This window comes from Streptomyces sp. NPDC057253, from assembly GCF_042669125.1.
In the GTDB taxonomy this organism is placed as follows: Bacteria; Actinomycetota; Actinomycetes; order Streptomycetales; family Streptomycetaceae; genus Streptomyces.
The window spans coordinates 56,773-75,844 of the sequence record NZ_JBHUXV010000003.1; the positions used below are offsets into that span (position 1 = coordinate 56,773).

At 71.5% G+C, this 19,072-nt stretch carries 18 protein-coding genes; 7 read left to right on the forward strand and 11 right to left on the reverse strand.

The features are described 5' to 3' along the window. Positions 1-50: 50 nt before the first annotated feature. From ACFULQ_RS02340 to ACFULQ_RS02360, 5 genes are all read right to left on the reverse strand, one after another. A complete protein-coding gene (locus tag ACFULQ_RS02340; protein ID WP_383536957.1) occupies positions 51-1,025 on the reverse strand; it encodes an LLM class flavin-dependent oxidoreductase in 975 nt (324 codons plus the stop codon). Then, complete coding sequence (locus ACFULQ_RS02345; RefSeq protein ID WP_383536959.1) at positions 1,022-3,478, reverse strand: GNAT family N-acetyltransferase; 2,457 nt, start codon at positions 3,476-3,478, stop codon at positions 1,022-1,024. Before ACFULQ_RS02345 ends, ACFULQ_RS02340 begins: the two co-directional genes overlap by 4 nt. Positions 3,479-3,501: 23 nt before the next feature. After that, positions 3,502-4,581 (reverse strand): amidohydrolase family protein, encoded by a 1,080-nt coding sequence (locus ACFULQ_RS02350; RefSeq protein WP_383536962.1) that lies wholly within the window; start codon positions 4,579-4,581, stop codon positions 3,502-3,504. Positions 4,582-4,679: 98 nt separating this feature from the next. Next, positions 4,680-5,642 carry an electron transfer flavoprotein subunit alpha/FixB family protein gene (locus tag ACFULQ_RS02355; RefSeq protein ID WP_383536964.1) on the reverse strand — a complete coding sequence of 321 codons (963 nt, stop codon included), beginning with the start codon at positions 5,640-5,642 and terminating at the stop codon, positions 4,680-4,682. Between the two features lie 44 nt (positions 5,643-5,686). Beyond that, positions 5,687-6,448 (reverse strand): electron transfer flavoprotein subunit beta/FixA family protein, encoded by a 762-nt coding sequence (locus ACFULQ_RS02360; protein ID WP_383537327.1) that lies wholly within the window; start codon positions 6,446-6,448, stop codon positions 5,687-5,689. Positions 6,449-6,611: 163 nt separating this feature from the next. On the opposite strand from ACFULQ_RS02360, the gene ACFULQ_RS02365 reads away from it, so the two are divergent. From ACFULQ_RS02365 to ACFULQ_RS02395, 7 genes are read left to right on the forward strand one after another with little or no spacing between them, the layout of a single operon-like run. Then, a complete protein-coding gene (locus ACFULQ_RS02365; protein ID WP_383536967.1) occupies positions 6,612-7,934 on the forward strand; it encodes a phenylacetate--CoA ligase family protein in 1,323 nt (440 codons plus the stop codon). After that, complete coding sequence (locus ACFULQ_RS02370) at positions 7,934-8,644, forward strand: hypothetical protein (RefSeq protein WP_383536970.1); 711 nt, start codon at positions 7,934-7,936, stop codon at positions 8,642-8,644. Before ACFULQ_RS02365 ends, ACFULQ_RS02370 begins: the two co-directional genes overlap by 1 nt. A gap of 23 nt (positions 8,645-8,667) precedes the next feature. Beyond that, the gene (locus ACFULQ_RS02375; protein ID WP_383536973.1) at positions 8,668-9,579 is read left to right on the forward strand and encodes an SDR family oxidoreductase; all 912 of its coding nucleotides are present in this window, start codon (positions 8,668-8,670) and stop codon (positions 9,577-9,579) included. 1 nt (position 9,580) lies between these two features. Further along, positions 9,581-10,033 (forward strand): Zn-ribbon domain-containing OB-fold protein, encoded by a 453-nt coding sequence (locus tag ACFULQ_RS02380; RefSeq protein ID WP_383536975.1) that lies wholly within the window; start codon positions 9,581-9,583, stop codon positions 10,031-10,033. Further along, entirely contained in the window at positions 10,030-11,178 is a 1,149-nt protein-coding gene (locus ACFULQ_RS02385; protein ID WP_383536977.1) for a thiolase family protein, read from the forward strand. Before ACFULQ_RS02380 ends, ACFULQ_RS02385 begins: the two co-directional genes overlap by 4 nt. A 41-nt stretch (positions 11,179-11,219) precedes the next feature. After that, positions 11,220-12,467 (forward strand): acyl-CoA dehydrogenase family protein, encoded by a 1,248-nt coding sequence (locus ACFULQ_RS02390; protein WP_383536981.1) that lies wholly within the window; start codon positions 11,220-11,222, stop codon positions 12,465-12,467. Next, a complete protein-coding gene (locus ACFULQ_RS02395; protein ID WP_383536982.1) occupies positions 12,464-13,582 on the forward strand; it encodes an acyl-CoA dehydrogenase family protein in 1,119 nt (372 codons plus the stop codon). The genes ACFULQ_RS02390 and ACFULQ_RS02395 overlap by 4 nt, the downstream gene beginning before the upstream one ends. Positions 13,583-13,636: 54 nt before the next feature. Here the strand turns inward: ACFULQ_RS02395 and ACFULQ_RS02400 are convergent, their stop codons facing one another. Genes ACFULQ_RS02400 through ACFULQ_RS02425 form a run of 6 tightly spaced genes read right to left on the reverse strand, consistent with a single transcriptional unit; the run spans position 13,637 to position 19,057 of the window. Beyond that, on the reverse strand, positions 13,637-14,794 hold the full coding sequence (locus ACFULQ_RS02400; protein ID WP_383536985.1) for an acyl-CoA dehydrogenase family protein: 1,158 nt from the start codon (positions 14,792-14,794) through the stop codon (positions 13,637-13,639). Between the two features lie 30 nt (positions 14,795-14,824). After that, positions 14,825-15,337, reverse strand: coding sequence for a DoxX family protein (locus ACFULQ_RS02405; RefSeq protein WP_383536988.1), 513 nt, complete (start codon positions 15,335-15,337; stop codon positions 14,825-14,827). Beyond that, positions 15,334-16,245, reverse strand: a complete 912-nt coding sequence (locus tag ACFULQ_RS02410) for an SDR family NAD(P)-dependent oxidoreductase (RefSeq protein WP_383536990.1) — start codon at positions 16,243-16,245, stop codon at positions 15,334-15,336. Before ACFULQ_RS02410 ends, ACFULQ_RS02405 begins: the two co-directional genes overlap by 4 nt. Positions 16,246-16,268: 23 nt before the next feature. Next, entirely contained in the window at positions 16,269-17,456 is a 1,188-nt protein-coding gene (locus tag ACFULQ_RS02415; protein ID WP_383536993.1) for a CaiB/BaiF CoA transferase family protein, read from the reverse strand. A gap of 40 nt (positions 17,457-17,496) precedes the next feature. Next, the gene (locus ACFULQ_RS02420; RefSeq protein ID WP_383536995.1) at positions 17,497-18,291 is read right to left on the reverse strand and encodes an enoyl-CoA hydratase/isomerase family protein; all 795 of its coding nucleotides are present in this window, start codon (positions 18,289-18,291) and stop codon (positions 17,497-17,499) included. Between the two features lie 10 nt (positions 18,292-18,301). After that, positions 18,302-19,057 carry an SDR family NAD(P)-dependent oxidoreductase gene (locus ACFULQ_RS02425; RefSeq protein ID WP_383536997.1) on the reverse strand — a complete coding sequence of 252 codons (756 nt, stop codon included), beginning with the start codon at positions 19,055-19,057 and terminating at the stop codon, positions 18,302-18,304. Positions 19,058-19,072: the final 15 nt, after the last annotated feature.

Consider the following 19,072-nt stretch of genomic DNA (forward strand, 5'->3'; position numbering starts at 1 on the left):
TTGCTCTCCGACACTTCGACTTGCTCTCCGACACTTCGACGCCCGCGGCTTCAGACATCCGCGAGCAGCGGGCGCAGCTTCCCCGCGATGAGCTGAACCTGCCGGGCCACCATCTCCTCGGGCATCCCCGCCAGCGAGGCCCACAGGAACACACCCTCCACCGGCAACCCTGCCACGTACGCCTTGACGGCATCGGCGACGTCCTGCGGGGTGCCGTAGAGGAACTGACCGACGCCGGTCGCGCTCAGCCCCGTCGCCCGCCACTTCTCGGGGTCGATGGGGCGGGGCAGCGGCTGCTCGGTGCCCTCCACCATGTACCGGCGGTAGCTGTCCCACTGGTACGCCAGGTGCCTGCGCACCACCGGCCAGTCACCGTCGGGGTCCTCGGTGACGAACGTGGTGAACGAGCCCTGCATACGGCCCGCCGAGACGTCGTACCCGCTCTCGGCGAGCCCTTCCCGGTACGGCGTCAGCAGCGCCGGATTCAGCGACAGCAGCCCCGTGCCGAGCCGGCCGGCCCGGTGGGCGCCCTGCGGGCCCTGGTAGCCGAGCCAGATCGGCAGCGGATCCTGCACCGGGCCCGGGGTGACCAGGGATTCGGCCCACAGGCCGCGGATCTCCCGTACCCGCTGATCGGTGGTGGTGTAGCGCTTCGTGAGGTCGGCGCCGTACAGCCGGTACTCGGGCACCCGGTAGCCGGTGCCGAGCCCGAGGTCCAGGCGGCCGTCGCTGATGATGTCGACGAGGGCGGCCTGTTCGGCGATCTCGGGGGCCGCGTGCAGGGGTGCGGGGATGACCGCGGTGCCCAGCCGGACCCGGCGGGTGCGGGCGGCGGCCGCCGCGGCCATGGTGAGCGGCTGGGGGAGGTAGCCGTCCTCGAAGCCGTGGTGTTCGGAGAACCAGACCGAGTCGAGGCCGAGCCGGTCCGCCTCCTCGCACATCTCCAGGGCGAACCCGTACACCCGCGACCAACTTCGCTGCCACGGCGGCGGGTTGCGCAGGTCGAAGTAGATGCCCACCTTCACGAGGAGCCTCCTGCTGCTGTGTTGTCGGCCAGCCGGATCGTGGCGTGCGCGACGGCCACTCCGTCCCCGGGTGGCAGGAGCCGTACCGGGCGCAGTTCCAGCGCCTCGATCTCGGGGTGGTCCTCGACCATCGCCGAGATGCGCAGGACGGTCTCCTCCAGGGCCGCGAGATCCACCCCCGGGCCGCCGGCCCGGCCGTCCAGCAGCGGGGCGGCCCGCAGCGAGCGGACCATCTCGCGGGCGTCGCGGTCACTGAGGGGGGTGACGCGGTGGGCGACGTCCGCCATGAGGTCGGCGTAGTCCCCGGTGAGGCCGAAGGCGACCACCGGTCCGAAGACCGGGTCGGCGCGGACGGAGAGAAACGCGTCGGGTCCGGGGGCCGGTTCACTGCCTCGTACGGCGATCCCGTACGAGGCGAGCAGTTCGGCGGCGACCGCTTCGGAGACCGGGCAGGCCGCACAGGAGGCGATGAGCGACCGGGCCCGCTCGGCGTCGACTCCCGCGAGGTCGGGTACGACGCCCGCGGGGGTGCTGCGCCAGGTCTGGTAGGCCGCCGCGTGTCCGAGGGAGGTGGCCGCCGCTTCGGGGAACGTGTACGTCGGGACCACCAGGTCGCCCCGGTGCAGAAGGTCGGCGACGCCCGCGCCGCCAAGGAAGCTGGCCAGCACGGGTTTGTCGGGCCGGGCCGCGGCCGCGTCGAGGATCGCCGAGGCCACCTCGTCGGGCTTGTCCGCCAGCGGCGGCATGAACAGGACGACGGCCGCGTCGATGTCGTCGTCCGCCAGGGCGGCGTCCAGCGCCTGCCGGTAGTGGGCGGCGGTGGCGGTGGGCGTCAGGTCGATCGGGTTGGAGACGTCGGCGTGCGGCGCGAGGGCCGGACGGAGCGTCTGCCGGGTGCGCTCACCGAGCGCGGGCACGCTCAGGCCGCTCGCCGCGCACGCGCCGACCGTCAGCGCCGCCGGGCCGCCCGCGTTGGTGATCACGGCGACCCGGTTGCCGGGCGGCGGAGGCTGATGGGCGAGCAACAGGGCGACGTCGAACAGCTCTTGGAGGCTGCGGGTGCGGATGACCCCGGACTGGGCGAACAGCGAGCTCACCGCCGAGTCCGCGTGGCCCGGATGGACCGCGACGATCGGTTTGCGCGGCGCGACCCGGCGGGCGACACGGGCGAACCGGCGCGGATCGCCGAAGGTCTCGACGTGCAGCAGGATCACCGAGGTCCCCGGGTCCTCCTCCCACCACTGGAGCAGTTCGTCGGTGGAGACGTCGACGGCGTGGCCCACCGACACGAAGCCGGAGAAGCCGAGCCGCAGCCGCCGGGCGTAGTCGAGCACCGCGAGCCCCAGCGGCCCCGACTGGCTGGACATCGCCACCCGGCCGGGCGTCGGCAGGGCGGGCGAGAAGGTCGCGGCCAGGCGCGCCGCGGGGGTCGTGTTGACCACGCCCATGCAGTTCGGGCCCACCAGCCGCATCCCGGAGGCGCGTGTGAAACGCGCCAGCTCCAGCTCGCCGGCCCGTCCTTCGGCTCCGGTCTCTCCGAAGCCCGTCGAGACGACGACCACCGCCTTGACCCCGACCTCCGCGCACTCCCGTACGACACCGGGCACGGCCTCGGCCCGTACGGCCACCAGGGCCAGGTCCGGCGGCTCGGGCAGGTCCGTGACGCCGGCGTACGCCCGCGCCCCGGCGATCTGCTCGGCCCGCGGGTTGACGGGGAAGACGCTGCCCGAGAAGCCGCCCCGCAGCAGGTTGGCGACGATCTCGTGGCCGATCGTCAGCGGGTCGCGGTTGGCGCCGATGACGGCGACCGAGCGCGGTTCGAGCAGGGGCTTGAGCGAGCGCCGTACGGCCGTCTGCTCGCGGCGCTCGGCGCGCGCCACGGCCTGGGCCTGCGGGTCGACGGCGATCTCGAAGTGGATGATCTGGCCGGGCGGGCCGACTTCCGTGCGGTAGCCGGAGCCGAGGAAGACGTTGATCATCCGCGCGTTGTCGGCGAGTACGTCGGCCTCCAGCACCCGGATCCCCCGGGCCCGCGCGGCGGCGGCGATGTGCTCCAGCAGCAGTCTGCCGAACCCCTCGCTCTGGTGGTCGTCCCGGATGGTGAAGGTGACCTCGGCGTGTTCGGGTTCCTCCGGGTCGCGGACGTAACGCACCAGACCGGCGATCTCGTCACCGTCCAGGGCGACGAGCGCCAGCTCGTTGAGGTAGTCCACGTGGGCGCCGCGCCGGATGACGTCGTCGCCGGCCCGGACCACCGGGCCGAGAGAGCGGTAGGCCAGGGTGGCCCGGGACAGGCTGCCGACGAAGGCGACCAGGCGGTCGGCGTCCTCCGGCCGGACGGGCCGGACGAAGGTCGACCGCCCGGTCCTGACGAGTCCGGGCCGTTCCAGGTCCTCGGGATACGAGGGATACAAGGTGTGGGAGGGATTCGAGGTGTACGGGGGAGTGGTCACCGAACCGGTTCCGTCGGCGCCGCTCAGACGGCCGCCTCCTGGGGAGTCTGCTCCGGCAGGCCGAACAGCTCGTTGAAGGTGCCGCGGGTGACGCGGTCGCGGATGTCGTCGGACACGCCGTCGAAGAGGTCGTGCAGCGTGGACTGGGTGTGCCCGTAAGTGCCCTCCAGGTGGGGGTAGTCGTCGCCCCACATCACGTTGCGGTAGCCGGTCGACTCGACGATCTCCACCGAGCTCTTGTCGTGCTGGAAGGAGGCGTACACCTGCTGCCTGATGATCTCGCTGGGCAGCCGGCTCAGCTTCGGCCGGACGAACATGCCGTGCTGGCGGTAGGCCTCGTCCATCCGGTCGCCGATGGCCGGCATCCAGCCCGCGCCGCCCTCCGCGATGAGGATCTTCAGGTCGGGGTGGCGGTCGAGGGCGCCGCCCGCGACCAGGTGGGAGACCACGCGCATGCCCGGGTAGGTCGTCTCCATGTAGTTGACGACCGCGCCGCCGGGTCCGCGGAAGACGACGTTCTGGCCGCCGGTACCGATGTGGAAGCCGAGCACCATGCCCGCCCGCTCGGCGGCGGTCCACAGCGGTTCCCAGCGGTCGAGGGCGTACTCCTCGCCCTCCCGGGTCGAGCAGGGCAGGAAGACGGCCTTGAAACCCATCTCGGCCGCCCGCTCCAACTCGGCGACCGCGTCGTCGATGTCGGCCGTCGAGACGCAGGCGGTGGTGATGACCCGCTTGTTCTTGCTGAGGATCTCCTCGTGGGCCCAGTCGTTCCAGGCCCGTACGGTCTCCCGGGCCAGCTGCCGGTCGGTGATCGACACCAGCCAGAACCCCATGGAGGGGAAGGCCAGTTGGGACCACACCCCCTCCTGGTCGAGGTCCTTGAGGCGGACCTTCAGGTCCCAGGCGCCCGGCGGACGCATGGCGTCCATGAAGTCGCCGAGCTGGCGGTCGATGCGCTCGCCGTCGATGTAGAGCATCTCGTACTTCTCGCCGCGCTCGCTGCGCGGGGCGCGGGCGCCGAGCCGTGCGGGCAGCCTCTCGGTCCACACGTCGGCGGGTTCCATCACGTGGGAGTCCCCGGAGTTGACCCAGATCTTCGTCATGACGCCCCTTCGGGTCAGGACTGCAAGCTGAATGGATGTAATCAGTTAGCGATTTTAGTTGTATGGGTGGATGAAGGGAAGGCCGGGAGGAGCAGAGATCAGCTCCGGCGCCGCTCGATCTCGTCCACCAGCTGCGGCAGCACCGCGAACAGGTCCCCGACCACCCCGTGGTCGGCGAGCTCGAAGATCGGGGCGTCGGCGTCCTTGTTGACGGCGACGATGGTCTTGGACGTCTGCATGCCCGCCCGATGCTGGATCGCGCCGGAGATGCCGGCGGCGAGGTAGAGCTGCGGCGAGACCTGGGTGCCGGTCTGGCCGACCTGGTGGCTGTGCGGGTACCAGCCCGCGTCCACGGCCGCGCGGGACGCGCCCACGGCCGCACCGAGCGCGTCGGCGACCCGCTCGATGAGGGCGAAGTTCTCGGCCCCGTTCACCCCGCGACCGCCGGAGACCACGATGTCGGCCTCGGTCAGTTCGGGCCTGTCGCCGCGCTCCCGCGGCGTGCGGGACAGGACGCGGACGGCGTGCGCGGCCGGGCCGAAGGTGACGTCCTGCTTCTCGATGACGGGCTCGGTCGGGGCGGCCTCGGGCGCGGCGGCGTTCGGCTTGACCGTGATCACCGGCACGCCCTGCGTGACGTGCGCGGTGACCTGGTACGTCGCGGCGAACGCCGACTGCTCGGTGACCGGCCCGTCGGGTCCCGCGGTGACGTCGACGGCGTCGGTGATGAGTCCGGAGCCGAGCCGCAGCGCGACCCGCGCGGCGATCTCCTTGCCGTCCGGCCCGGACGGCAGCAGGATCGCGCCCGGGCCGGTGCGCTCGGCGATCTGCGTGAGGGCGTTCACGGCCGGGGTGACGAGGTACTCGTCGACCTCGGGGGCGTCCACGACGTAGATTCTCTGGGCGCCGTACCGGCCGAGAACCTCGGTCGCGCGGTCCGCGCCCGGCCCGAGGAAGACAGCGGAGGGTTCGCCCAAGCGCCGGGCCAGGGTGAGCAGTTCAAGAGTCGGCTTGCGTACGGCACCGTCGACGTGGTCGACGAGGACGAGGATCTCGGCCACGGTGATGCAACTCCTTCAGGCAGGTATGGCAGGGCGGGGCGCAGTCAGATGAACTTCTTGGTCGTGAGGAACGCGGCCAGTCCGACGCCGCCCGTCCCCTCGTCGGCGACGATCTCGCCCTTGGTGCGCGGCGGGCGCCGGGTCGCGGTGTCTACGGCCGACCGTGCTCCGGCCCGGCCGACCTCGGCGGCCTCGATGCCGAGGTCGGCGAGGTCGAGGGTCTCCACGGGCTTCTTCTTGGCGGCCATGATCCCCTTGAAGGAGGGGTAGCGGGCGTCCCCGGAGCGGTCGGTCACCGAGACGACGGCGGGCAGGGCGCCCTGGATCCGTACGGTCGCACCGTCGCCCTCGCGGCGGCCGGTGACGGTTCCGTCCTCGATCGCCAGGTCCTCGAGGTGGGTGACGGCCGGGACGCCGAGCCGCTCGGCCAGCAGCGCGGGCAGCACGCCCATGGTGCCGTCCGTCGAGGCCATCCCGCACAGCACGAGATCGAAGCCGTGCCGCTCGATCGCCTTGGCCAGCACCAGTGACGTGCCGAACGCGTCGCTGCCCTCGATGTCCTCGTCGCTGACATGGATCGCCGCGTCACCGCCCATGGCCAGGGCCTTGCGCAGGGCGTCGCGCGCGTCGTCGGGTCCGACGGTGAGGTAGCTGATCTCGGTGTCGGCGTCCGACTCGGCCAGGCGCAGGGCCTGTTCGACGGCGTACTCGTCGAGTTCGGACAGCAGTGAGTCGACCGACGCGCGGTCGGTGGTGCCGTCCTCGGTGAAGGTGCGGTCCGCCGTGGCGTCGGGCACGTGCTTCACGCAGACAACGATCTTCACGACAGCCCTCCTGTGGTTGAATGAGTGCTAATAGTTAACTATATGGATCGGCGAAGCGCGAGCCTCATGCGCTCAATCCGTCGAATTGGTTGACTGATTGCGCTGATAGCTGGAAGATCTGGGCACTGAGCCGCGAGGAGGCGCCATGGTCGGTGACAGGGACACCGCTGACAGGTACTTCGAGCCCCAGGTGGAGACCATGCCGCGCCACGAACTGCGCGCGCGGCAGGAGAAACAGCTCCTGGAGCTCGTCGAGTACGCCTACGCCAACTCGGCCTTCTACCACGAGCTGTGGGACCAGCACGGGGTCCACCCGCGTGACATCCGGTCCCTGGAGGACTTCCGGGCACGCATCCCCTTCATCACCAAGGACATGATCCGCGCCTACCGCAGCCGCACCGGGGACGCCTTCGCCGGCCTGCTCTGCGTCCCGGTCGAGGAGCTGACCTCGGTCTCCTCCAGTTCCGGGACCACCGGCGACCCGGAGTTCTTCGCCGAGATCTGGCAGGACGCTCCGCCGCTCGTGACCGCGCAGGTACGGGATCTGTGGGAACTGGGCCTGAGGCCCGGCGACCGGGTCCTGAGCCCGCCCGGCACCTTCCGCAACTTCATGGACGCCGGCTTCCAGGCGCTGGGCGCGGTGGTCATCGAGGTCGACACCTGGATGGGCAACATGCCCGAGGTCGTCGAGGCCCTGCGCACCTACCGCCCCGCCTATCTGCAGATGATGTATCCGCAGATGGTGGAGCTGGAGCACCTGGCCGAGAAGACCGACCTGAGGGAGGCCTTCTCCTCCCTCAAGGGCGCCTCCTGCGCCGGCCAGCCCCTCAGCCGGAAGATGCGCGAGCGGATCCGCGACGACTGGGGCATCGACGTCTACGAGTACACCAGCGCAGCCGACACCGGCACCGCCTGGGAGTGCCGCGAGCACGACGGCTTCCACCTCTGGGAGGACACCGTCTTCGCCGAGTGCGTCGAGGTCGAGGAGTACGGCTGGCGTGACGTCCCCGAGAGCGACCTCGGCGAACTGGTCGCCACCGACCTGGACAACCGTGCCGCGCCGCTGATCCGCTACCGCAGCGAGGACCTCGTCCGCCTCTCCCGCGACACCTGCGGCTGCGGCCGCACCCACGCCCGGATGTGGGTGGCCGGGCGGCGCGGCGACGAGACGGTGGTCCGGGGACGCTCCGTGGTCCTGCGGGACGTGTGGCAGGCGGTCGAGGACCAGCCGGAGACCGTCGCCGGCGTCTTCCAGATCGTCCGGGACCGACGCGAGGTCGACGAACTGCGGCTGCGCGTCGGCTACGACCCCCATCTCACCGGCGACGTCGACGCCCTGGCCGGACGCCTGAGCGAGGCCGTGCGCGAGCGCACCGGAGTCAAGCCGGTGCTCGACATGCGCACCGAGGAGGACCTGTTGAAGACCATGACCAGCGTCGCCAAGTTCCCCCGGGTGGTGAAGACCTGATGGCCCGCGCCGACACCCTGGCCCGTGCCAGGACGCTCGACCACCCCGAACTCGCCTACCTCCTGCGCTTCCCCACCGCCGACGGCACGCGGGACCTGGAGCTCACCTGGGCGGAACTCGCCCGCGACACCGCGTGGGTCACCGCACGGCTGCGCGAGCACGGCCTCGCCGCCGGGCAGCGGGCCCTGCTGACCGCCTCCGGCTTCGAGGGCTTCTGGGGACTCGCGGTGGTCGGCGCCCTGCGCGCGCTGAAGGTGCCGTACGGCATCGCCGAGGCGATGGGCTGGGACCACCGCCGCACCGCCGTCTTCCACCGCGAGCTGACCCCGCACGCGGTGATCGGCCTGTCGGCGGAGACCCTGCAAGGGCTCGCCGGCTCGGCCGACATCGGCGAGATGTTCCGGTCCACGCCGGTCGTGCTGGCCCGGCCAGCCGCCGTACCCCTCCTGCGCGGAGTGGGGGTGACCGCCTCCGTGATCTCGGCCCTGGGACCGGCTCTCGCGCTGGAGTGCCCCGAACGCAGCGGCGCCCATGTCAACGTCGCCGAATGGCGGTTCGGCGAGCGGGACGGACAACTGACCGTGGCCGCGGGGGAGGAGCGCACCTCGGCCCTTCCCGAGACACCGCTCGGCATCGCCGGACGCGTCGTCGTGGGCCGGTGCGGCTGCGGCAGCGACAGCCCGCGAGTCCTGCTCGCCGAGGCCAACTGACCTTTCCGATGGAGGAATTGAGCATGTCTGAAGGAGTGGTCGCAGGCCGGATCGCGGTCGTCACCGGCGCGGGCAACGGGATCGGCCGGGCGCACGCCCTGGCGTTCGCCGCGCAGGGGGCGAAGGTCGTCGTCAACGACCTGGGCGGCGGACGGGACGGCGCCGGCGCCTCGGCCGGGCCCGCGCAGCGCGTGGTCGACGAGATCGTCGCGGCCGGAGGCGAAGCGGTCGCCAACACGGACGACATCTCCACCTGGGAGGGCGCCGGCCGGCTCGTCCGGCAGGCCGTCGACACCTACGGCGGCCTCGACGTACTGGTCAACAACGCCGGCATCCTGCGCGACCGGATGATCGTGTCGATGACCGAGCGGGACTGGGACAGCGTGATCGCCGTCCACCTCAAGGGCAGCTTCGCCACCCTGCACCACGCGGCCGCGTACTGGCGCGAGCGCGCCAAGTCCGGTCAGGACAACGACGCCCGGGTGATCAACACGACCTCCCCGTCCGGCATCTTCGGCAACCCCGGCCAGTCCAACTACGGCTCCGCGAAGGCCGGCATCGGCAGCCTCACCCTCATCGCCGCCGCCGAACTCGCCCGCTACGGCGTGACGGTGAACGCCATCGCGCCCACCGCGCTGACCCGGCTGACCGACGACATCGAGATGATGAAGCAGGCCGCCGAGACCCAGGACCTGACCCCCGAGGCCATCTCGCCGCTCGTGGTGTGGCTGGGCTCGGCCGCCTCACGCGAGGTCACCGGCCGGGTGTTCGGCGTCGTCGGCAACCGCATCACGGTGCTGGAGGGCTGGGTCAACGGCCCCACGGCGAGCGCCGAGACCCGCTGGACACCGGAGGAGCTGTCCTCCGTCGTCCCGAACCTGGTGGCCAAGGCGGCTCCGAACGCCGACGTCCTGGGCAACCGGAACGGAGCCTGAGATGACGACGACACAACGCCCGGTCGCCCAGGGCCTGTTCACCTGGCCGCCCGCCGCCGCGCCCCTCCGGCTGATCGGCTCCGAATGCAGGGCGTGCGGCCTGGTGAGCTTCCCGGCGGCCGCGACCTGCGTCCGGTGCGCGAGCGACGAGTCGAAGGAACGCCTCCTGGCGGACCGCGGCACGCTGTGGACGTACACCACCCAGGACTTCCGCCCGCCGTCCCCGCCGTACGACGGCCCGCAGGCCTTCGAGCCGTACTCCGTCGGCTACATCGAACTCCCCGGCGAACTGCTGGTCGAGGCGCGACTGACCGAACCCGACCCCGGGAAACTGCGGATCGGACAGGACATGCGGCTGACGCTCGTGCCCTACACCGTGCAGGACGACGGAACCGAGGTCGTCACCTTCGCCTTCGCGCCGGTCGAGAAGTCCACTGAGGAGGAGGCGTCATGACCGAGGCCGTCATCATCGGGGTGGGCCTGCACCCCTTCGGCCGCTTCCCCGGCAAGCCCGCGCTGGACATGGGCGCGGACGCGGTGCGGCTGGCACTCGCCGACGCGGGCGTGAACTGGCCGCAGATCCAGGGCGGTTACATCGGCAGCTACGAGGTCGCCAACCCGGACGCGATCGTCGGCAGGCTCGGCCTGACCGGCGTACCCCTGCGCGGTGTCTTCAACGGCTGTGCGACGGCCGGTACGGCGGTGGCGCTGGCCGCCCGCGCGATCGAGACCGGCGAGCACGACCTGACCATCGCGATCGGCCTGGACAAGCACCCGCGGGGCGCGTTCGCCGCCGACCCGTCCGTGGCCGGCATCCCCTCCTGGTACGGGCAGACCGGACTCTTCCTCACCACCCACTTCTTCGGCATGAAGATCAACCGCTATATGCACGAGCACGGCATCTCCCACGAGACGCTCGCCCGCGTGGCCTCCAAGAACTTCCGCAACGCGGCCGGGAACGAGAAGGCCTGGCGCCGGACACCGCTCACGCCCGAGGAGGTCCTCGCCTCCCCGGTCCTCAACTACCCGCTGCGCCAGTTCATGTACTGCGGCCCGAACGAGGGCGCGGCGGCGGTCGTGATGTGCCGGGCCGACCAGGCCCACAAGTACACGGGGAAGCCGGTACGGGTCCGCGCCACCTCCTTGCGCAGCCGCAGGCTCGGCGCGTTCGAGGTGCAGAGCCCGTCCTTCCCGGTCGGGGAGCCCGTGGACAGCCCGAGCGTGGACGCCTCGCGGGACGCGTACGAACGCGCGGGCATCGGTCCCGAGGACGTCGACGTAGCCCAGCTCCAGGACACCGACGCTGGGTCGGAGATCATCCACATGGCGGAGAACGGCCTCTGCAAGGACGGCGAGCAGGAACGCCTCATCGCCGAGGGCGCCACCGAGATCGGCGGCCGGCTCCCGGTCAACACCGACGGCGGACTGCTCGGCAACGGGGAGCCGATCGGCGCGTCCGGACTCCGCCAGATCCACGAGATCGTCCTCCAGCTGCGCGGTGCGGCGGGCACGCGCCAGATCCCCGGGACACCGCGCGTCGGCTACACCCACCTGTACGGCGCGCCCGGCGCGTCGGCGGTGACGATCCTCTCGACCTGAACCTGTTCCTGAGCCTCTTTCTGAACCGCGGAGCGCATGCGATGGAATCTGACGACATGCAGGACTTCGCCGCCGAGGCGCGCCGCTTCCTCGACGCGCACGTGGCGAAGGCCCCCGACCGCACCGCCGTCGCCTGGGGCGAGGGCGACGACTCGATGGCGTACTTCAGCAGCCTCCCGGCCGAGGAGGAGCGGGAGTTCGTGCAACGCGCCCGGGCGTGGCAGCGGATCCGCCACGAGAACGGCTTCGGCTGGATCACCGGACCGGTGGAGTACGGCGGCCGGGGCCTGACTCCCGTGCACGACCTGCTCTACGACGCCGTCGAGTCGGAGTACGACGTCGCCGACACCGGCGTGCTCAGTGTGATCGGCCTGGGCATGATCGGGCCGACGATCCTGGCCCACGCCCAGCCCCACATCAAGGACCGCTGGCTGCCGGCGATGTACCGCGGGGACGCCATCGCCTGCCAGCTGTTCAGTGAGCCCGGCGCCGGATCCGACCTGGCGAGCGTGGCGACCCGGGCCGTCCGCGAGGGCGATGAGTGGGTGCTGAACGGGCAGAAGGTGTGGACGTCGGTCGCCCAGCACAGCCAGATCGGCCTCGCGCTGACCCGTACGAACCCGGACGCGCCCAAGCACCGCGGCATCACGGCCTTCCTGGTCCCTATGGACGCCCCCGGAGTCGAGGTCCGTCCGCTGCGGCAGATGACCGGCGGCGCGGACTTCAACGAGGTGTTCCTCACCGACGTCCGGATCCCCGACGACCACCGCCTGGGCGAGGTCGACGGCGGCTGGACGGTCGCCCTGACCACCTTGATGAACGAGCGCGCGACCGTCGGCAGCGAGGGAGTCGGCCCGGTGGCCGCCGCCCTGTCCCCGGACCACCTCTCGGCGCTCATGCGGGCCACCTGGACCTGGGACGACCGCGCCCTGCGCACCCGCCTCGGCGAACTCCTCGTGGACGTCCTGGCCACCGAGCACCTCAACACCCGCGCCCTGCGCAAACTGCGCGCCGGAGTGGCACCGGGCCCCGAGATGTCCGTCTCGAAGCTGTTGTACGGCCAGAACCTGACCCGGGCGGCGCACTTCGTGTCCGATGTGCTCGGCCCCCGGATCATCGCCGACACCGGCCAGTGGGGCACGTACGCCTGGACCGAACTCCTCCTGGCCACCCCGGCGTTGCGCATCCTCGGCGGCACCGAGGAGATCATGAAGAACATCCTCGCGGAACGGGTCCTCGGCCTGCCCAAGGAGCCGGTGGCCGCCGCTGCCAAGGAGGTACGGCCGTGACGGCCGACGAGAGCGAACTGCAAGAACTCCGTTCATCCGTACGGGAGTTCCTGGAGGCGAAGTCGCCGGAGGAGGCCGTACGCAAGCTCATGGAGAGCGAGCCGCGCTTCGACCCGGCGGTGTGGTCCCAGGCGGCCGATCAACTGCGTCTGCCCGGCCTGGCGATCCCGGAGGGGTACGGCGGCGACGGCTTCGGACTGGTCGAACTCGGTGTCGTCCTGGAGGAGATGGGCCGCGCACTGTTCTGCGCTCCCTTCTTCGCCACCGTCCTCCTGGCCGCTCAGGCACTCCTGGCCTCGGGGGACGAAGAGGCCTGCGTGCGGCTCCTCCCCGACATCGCCTCAGGACGCACCACGGCCACCCTCGCCGTCGTCGAGGACCACGGCTCCTGGGACCCCGCCATGGTCTCCGCGCGCGCTGTGCCGGACGGCGACGGCGGCGGCTGGACGGTACGGGGCCGCAAGTGCTTCGTCATCGACGGGACGACGGCCGACCTGATCCTCGTCGTCGCCCGTACCGTGGCCGGCCCCACGCTCTTCGCGGTGGAGCGGGACGCCGTGGGACTCTCGGCGCAGCCGATGGAGACGCTGGACGCCACCCGGGCCTTGGCCCGGCTGACCCTGGACGCCGTGCCCGCGACGCTCGTCGGGGCGCAGGGGGCGGGCGGGCGCATCATGGCCAAGGTCCTCGACATCGCCTCGGTCGGGCTGGCCGCCGAACAGGCGGGCGGGGCACGCCGGTGCCTGGAGACGAGCGCGGACTACGCCCGCGTCCGTCATCAGTTCGGCCGGCCGATCGGCTCCTTCCAGGCGGTCAAGCACAAGTGCGCCGACATGCTCGTCCAGGTGGAACTCGCCGAAGCCGCCTCCCGTGAGGCGGCGCGGCTGGCCGACGAGGGCTCCCCGGACTTCCCGGTCGCCGCCGCCGTGGCGCACGCCTGCTGCTCACGGGCGTACATGGTCGCCGCCATGGAGAACATCCAGGTCCACGGCGGCATCGGCTTCACCTGGGAACACCCCGCCCACCTGTACTTCCGGCGCGCCAAGTCCTCGCAGCTGCTGTTCGGGGGGCCGGCGGTGTATCACGAGCGGTTGCTGGACCGGCTCGGGATCTGACAGACGTGAGGGCTCCGGGTCACCCGGGGCCCTCACCCATGTGCGCTCAGCCGCTTAATCGCGCGCCGCCTCACCCAGCAGCGCCTTCGCGATGATGACCTGCTGGATCTGGCTGGTGCCTTCGTAGATGCGGAACAGCCGGGCGTCGCGGTAGAAGCGCTCGACGGCGACTCCGCGCATATAGCCCGCACCCCCGTGGACCTGCACGGCGCGGTCCGCGACCCGCCACACCATCTCGCTGGCGAAGTACTTCGTGCACGACGGGCCGATCTTGGTGTCCGTGCCTGCGTCGAAGGCGCGGGCGGCCTCCAGGACGGTGGCTCGGCCCGCGTAGTAGTCGGTCTGCGAGTCGGCGATCAGGCCCTGGACGAGCTGGAAGGAGCCGATGAGCTTGCCGGACTGCCTGCGGGTGCTCGCGTACGCCACGGACTCGTCGACCAAGCGCTCGGCCATGCCGACCATCAGCGCGGAGATGTGGACCCGGCCGTGCGCGATACAGCCCATCGCGGTGCCGAAGCCCCGGTTGAGGCCGTCCTCGCCGCCGACGAGCGCGGAGGCCGGTACCCGGACGTCGTCGAAGAACACGTCCGCGGTCCAGGCACCGAACTGGCCCATCTTGTGGTCCTTGGGAGCGACGGTGAGGCCTGGCGTACCGGCCGGGACCAGGAAGGTCGAGATGCCACGGGTGCGCGGGGCGTCGGGGTCGGTGCGGGCGAAGACCATGAAGACGTCGGCGAGCGGGGCGTTGGTGATGTACCGCTTGGCCCCGTTGATCACCCACTCGTCGCCGTCGAGGTGTGCCTTCGTGGTGAGCGTCGAGGGATCGGAGCCCGCTTCGGGCTCGGTGAGCGCGAACGAGGCCAGCACGTCCCCCGAGGCGATCCTCGGCAGCCAGTGCGCCTTCTGCTCCTCCGTGCCGCCGACCATGAGCACATGACCCGCGATGCCGTTGTTCGTGCCGAACATCGAACGCAGCGACGGAGTCGTGTACCCCAGCTCGAACATCAGCTGGGCTTCCTCGTACATCGACAGACCCAGTCCGCCGTACTCCTCGGGCAGCGCGAAGCCGAACAGGCCCATCTTCTTGGCCGCCTCGCGGATGTCCGCGGGCATCTCGTCCTTCTCGTCGATCTCCGCCTCCAGCGGCACGACGCGGTCTCGGACGAAACGCCGGACCTCGGACAGCACCGCGCTGAAGTCAGCCGCGTCCATGTCGACTCTCCCTGTTCACCTTGATCGGTCTCATTGATCCGTCGCGTCCGGCTTCCGCTCCGGCCGGTAGCACAGTGCCAGCAGTGCTGCCGCGCTCGCCGTGCCGATCCCCGCTGCCAGCAACGCGTGCCGGGTGCCCGCGTGTTGGCGGCGCAGCAGGCCGTCCAGCGAGTACCGGCCGTTGCCCAGGGCCGCAAGCGCGACGGCCGCGCCGCCCACGACACCGACGTACTCCCAGCCGCCCTTGAAGACGAAGAAGCCCTTGCCGCGGTGGTCGGTCCGCGCGGCCACGGTCATCAGGCCGACGGCCGCCGCCGCGGGGAGGGGGTTGGCGGCACCGAGGGTGATGCCGACGCCCGCCGCCATCTCGGTGCCCGCCGCCATCCGGGCGTGCACCTCGGCCGGCTGGAGGCCCAGCGCCTCGAACCAGCCCGTGGTGCCCTTGAGTCCGCCCGGTCCGGCGACCTTGTTCCAGCCGTGCGCGAAGAGCATCGGACCGAGGGTCGCGCGCAGCACAAGGGCGGCAGCGTCCTGGCCCTTCACTGGCCGACGCCCGTCGCCCGGCCGGCCGGGACAGCGCCGTACAACTGCGGAACGGCGTCGACGAGTTCGTCGTAGGTCAGGGCCTGCCCCGACCGGCTCGGGTGGACGGCGGCGACCGTCCAGCCCTGGAGCCGGTTGAGGCGGTTGCCCTCGATGCGCAGGACCTGGCCGGTGAGCCAGGCCGCGCTGTCGGAGGCCAGGTAGACGACGACCCCGGAGGCGTTGGCGGGATCGCGCGGGTCGAAGCCCTCGGTGGCCTGGAGGGACTCGCCGACGGCCAGCCCGTCCGTCATCCGGGTCGCGGCGATCGGCGAGATGGCGTTCGCTGTCACGCCGTAGCGGCGCATCTCCAGGGCCGTGAGGGCGGTGAGCCCGGCTATTCCGGCCTTCGCCGCACCGTAGTTGGACTGTCCCTGATTGCCGAACAGTCCCGTCCCGGACGTCGTGTTGATCACCCGGCCCGCGACCCGCTCGCCCCGCTTGGACGCCTCGCGCCAGTACGCGCACGCGTGCCGGGTGAGCGCGAAGGTGCCCTTCAGGTGCACCGCGATGACGGTGTCGAACTCGGCCTCCGTCATCGAGAACAGCATGCGGTCGCGCACGATGCCCGCGTTGTTCACGACGATGTCGAGGCGGCCGAACTCCGCGACGGTGTCCGCGACCATGGTCTCGGTCGCCGCCCAGTCCGTCACCGAGGAGTGGTTGGCGATCGCCCGGCCGCCCAGCTTGGTGATCTCGGCGACCACGTCGTCGGCGGGGGAGTCGCCGGTCTGCTCGCCGTGTATGCCCGAGCCGAGGTCGTTCACCACCACGGTCGCGCCGGCCTCGGCGAGCGCCAGACAGTGCGCCCGGCCAAGGCCTCGGCCGCCGCCGGTGACGATGGCGACCTTGTCGTCGAGGATGCCCACGCCGTACCTCCAGATAGATGAGTTCAGTTGAGTTCGCGGAGCACTTCGTCGGTGTGCTCGCCGAGCGTCGGGGCGCCGCCGCGCGGCTTCTCGTCGACGCCCCAGAAGGCGACCGGAGTCGCCACCGTCCGCAGCGGCGGCGCATCGCCCATGCCGGGCTGTTCGACGAACGCCCCGACCGCCTCCGCCTGCGGATCGGCCGCCACCTCCGCCAGGGTCTGCACGGGCGCCCACCACACGCCCTCGGCGTCGAAACGCTCCGCCCACTCGTCAAGGGGCCGCTTGGCGAACTCCTCGTCGAACACGGCGATCAGCTCGCGTACGTGGCCGCGCCGGGCCTTGCCGGTGGCGAACCGCTCGTCCGTCTCCAGGTCCTCACGACCGAGTGCCTTGACGACGCCGGGCCAGTGCCGGTTGCCCTCCAGGCCGACCAGCCAGAACCAGCGGTCGTCGGCGGCCCGGTAGGAGTTGTAGAGGGGCGACTCGTGCTCGGTGCGGTGGCGGGTACGGCCCCGTTTGCCGAAGAAGTTCTGGAGGGCGAGGTCGTTGCCGTTGGCGTAGGTGCCGGACCGCAGCAGGGATACGTCCACCACGCCGCCCTCGCCGGTGCGTTCGCGGCGCAGCAGCGCGGCCAGCACTCCGGCGACCAGGTTGGCCGCGGCCGTACGGTCGCCGAGGCCGGGGCGGATGCCGGGCGGTGGCTCCCCGGCCGGGTTGAGCATGGCGGCGATGCCGGGCCGGGCCCAGAAGGCGGAGACGTCGTACCCGGCGCGGTCGCGCTCGGCGCCCGTCCAGCCGTAGCCCGTCAACGTGCCGACGACCAGGCGGGGATGGCGGCCGCGCAGCTCGTCGGGGGAGAGGCCGAGCCGTTCCAGGGCGCCCGGGCGCAGGTTGGTGACGAACACGTCGGCGCGTGCCAGCAGCCGCTCCAGTACGTCCTTGCCCTCCTGTGAGCGCAGGTCGAGGACGATCCCGCGCTTGCCGCGGTTGTCGGTCTCGAACGGGGGAGCGCTGTCGATGTCCTGCCCGACGTGCTTGAGCGTGTAGCGGTTGGGGTCGCCGGTCGGCGCCTCCACCTTCACCACGTCCGCGCCCCAGTCGGCGAGCATGGTGGCCGCAGCCGGTGCCGCCACCCACATGCCCAGCTCGACGACGGAATAGCCCTCCAGTGGCCGCACGGCCCACCTCCAGATCAGTCGGGACGTCTGCACGCCCCTGGCGTACGCCTGCTACACCCCTGCCGTACGCCTGCTACACGCCGCGGAAGTCGCCCGGTCGGCGTTCCCGGAAGGCCTTGAGTCCCTCGGCCCGGTCCTCGGTGGAGAACAGCACCGTGACGGTTTCGCGCTCGTACGCGATCGCCGTCTCCAGGTCCATGCCGAGCCCGTGGTCGATGAGCCGTTTGCCCGCCGCGAGGGCGAGCGGGGCTGCGGCGGTCAGCTTCGCGGCCAGGGCTTCGGCGGTCTTGAGCGCAGCGCCGGGTTCGGCGAGTTCGTTGACGAGCCCGAGCGTGTGAGCACGCTCCGCGTCGATCGGCTCGCCGGTGAGGATCATCTGCTTGGCGATCGCGGGCGGCAGGAGGCGGGGCAGCCGCTGGGTGCCGCCCGCGCCCGGCAGCACGCCCAGCTTCATCTCGGGCAGGCCGAGCCGGGTGCCGCGCTCGGCCACCCGCAGGTCGCAGGCGAGAGCCAGTTCCAGGCCGCCGCCGAAGGCGAATCCGTGCACGGCCGCGACCGACGGCTTGGGGAAGTCCTCCAGGAGCGCGAACGCCTCGGTCAGGCGCCCCACGAAGGCACGGAACTGCCCGGGTGCCGTGAACGACTCGATCTCTCCGAGGTCGGCACCGGCCGAGAAGGCCCGTCCCGCACCGGTGATGACCAGAGCGCGCACGTCGTCGTTGTCGCGAAGGTCGGCGAGGGCCTGCTTCAGCTGGTCGGCGGTCTCGGACCCGAGGGCGTTGAGCTGTCCCGGCCTGTCGAGCGTCAACACGGCGATTCTGTCGCGGAGTTCGGTACGCAGCACGGTGCTCACCTCAGTACGCAGCACGTCGCTCACCTCAGACCATCGTCAGTCCGCCGCTGACCGAGAGCGTCTGCCCGGTCATGTAGGCGGCGTCGTCGGACGCGAGGAAGGCCACCACACCGGCGATCTCGTCGGGCCGGGCGACGCGGCGCAGCGGGATGGCCCGCACCGTCGCGTCGTACATCTTCTGGCTGTAGTCGGCGACCTGTCCGAGCAGCGCGGTGTCGGTCGGACCCGGGCAGACGCTGTTGACGGTGATGCCGTGCCGGGCGACCTCGCGGGCCAGCGCCTTGCCGAAGGCGATGACCCCGCCCTTCGTCGCGGAGTACACCACCTCGCCGGACGAGCCGACGCGGCCGGCGTCCGAGGCGATGTGCACGATCCGGCCGCCCCCGCTCTCGATCATCGCGTCCAACACGGCCCGGGTCACCGTGATCGTGCCGCGCAGATTGACGTCGATGATCCGGTTCCAGGTGTCCTCGGTGCTGTCGACGAAGCGGCCGATGACGTCGACGGCCGCGTTGTTGACCAGGACGTCCACCGGACCGAGTTCGATGGCCACCCGCTCCACGGCCGCATGTACGGCCGCGCTGTCGGAGATGTCCGCGCCGACCCCCGTCGCCCGCACTCCGTACCGCTCGACGAGCCGGCCCGCGACCTTGGCGGCGGCCTCCGGATCCAGGTCGCAGACGGCGACCGCGGCTCCCTGGGCGGCGAGCCGGTCGGCGATCGCCTCGCCGATACCGCGTCCCGCTCCGGTGACGAGTGCCACCTTGTCCCGTACGCTCACGCGCCCTCCCTCGCC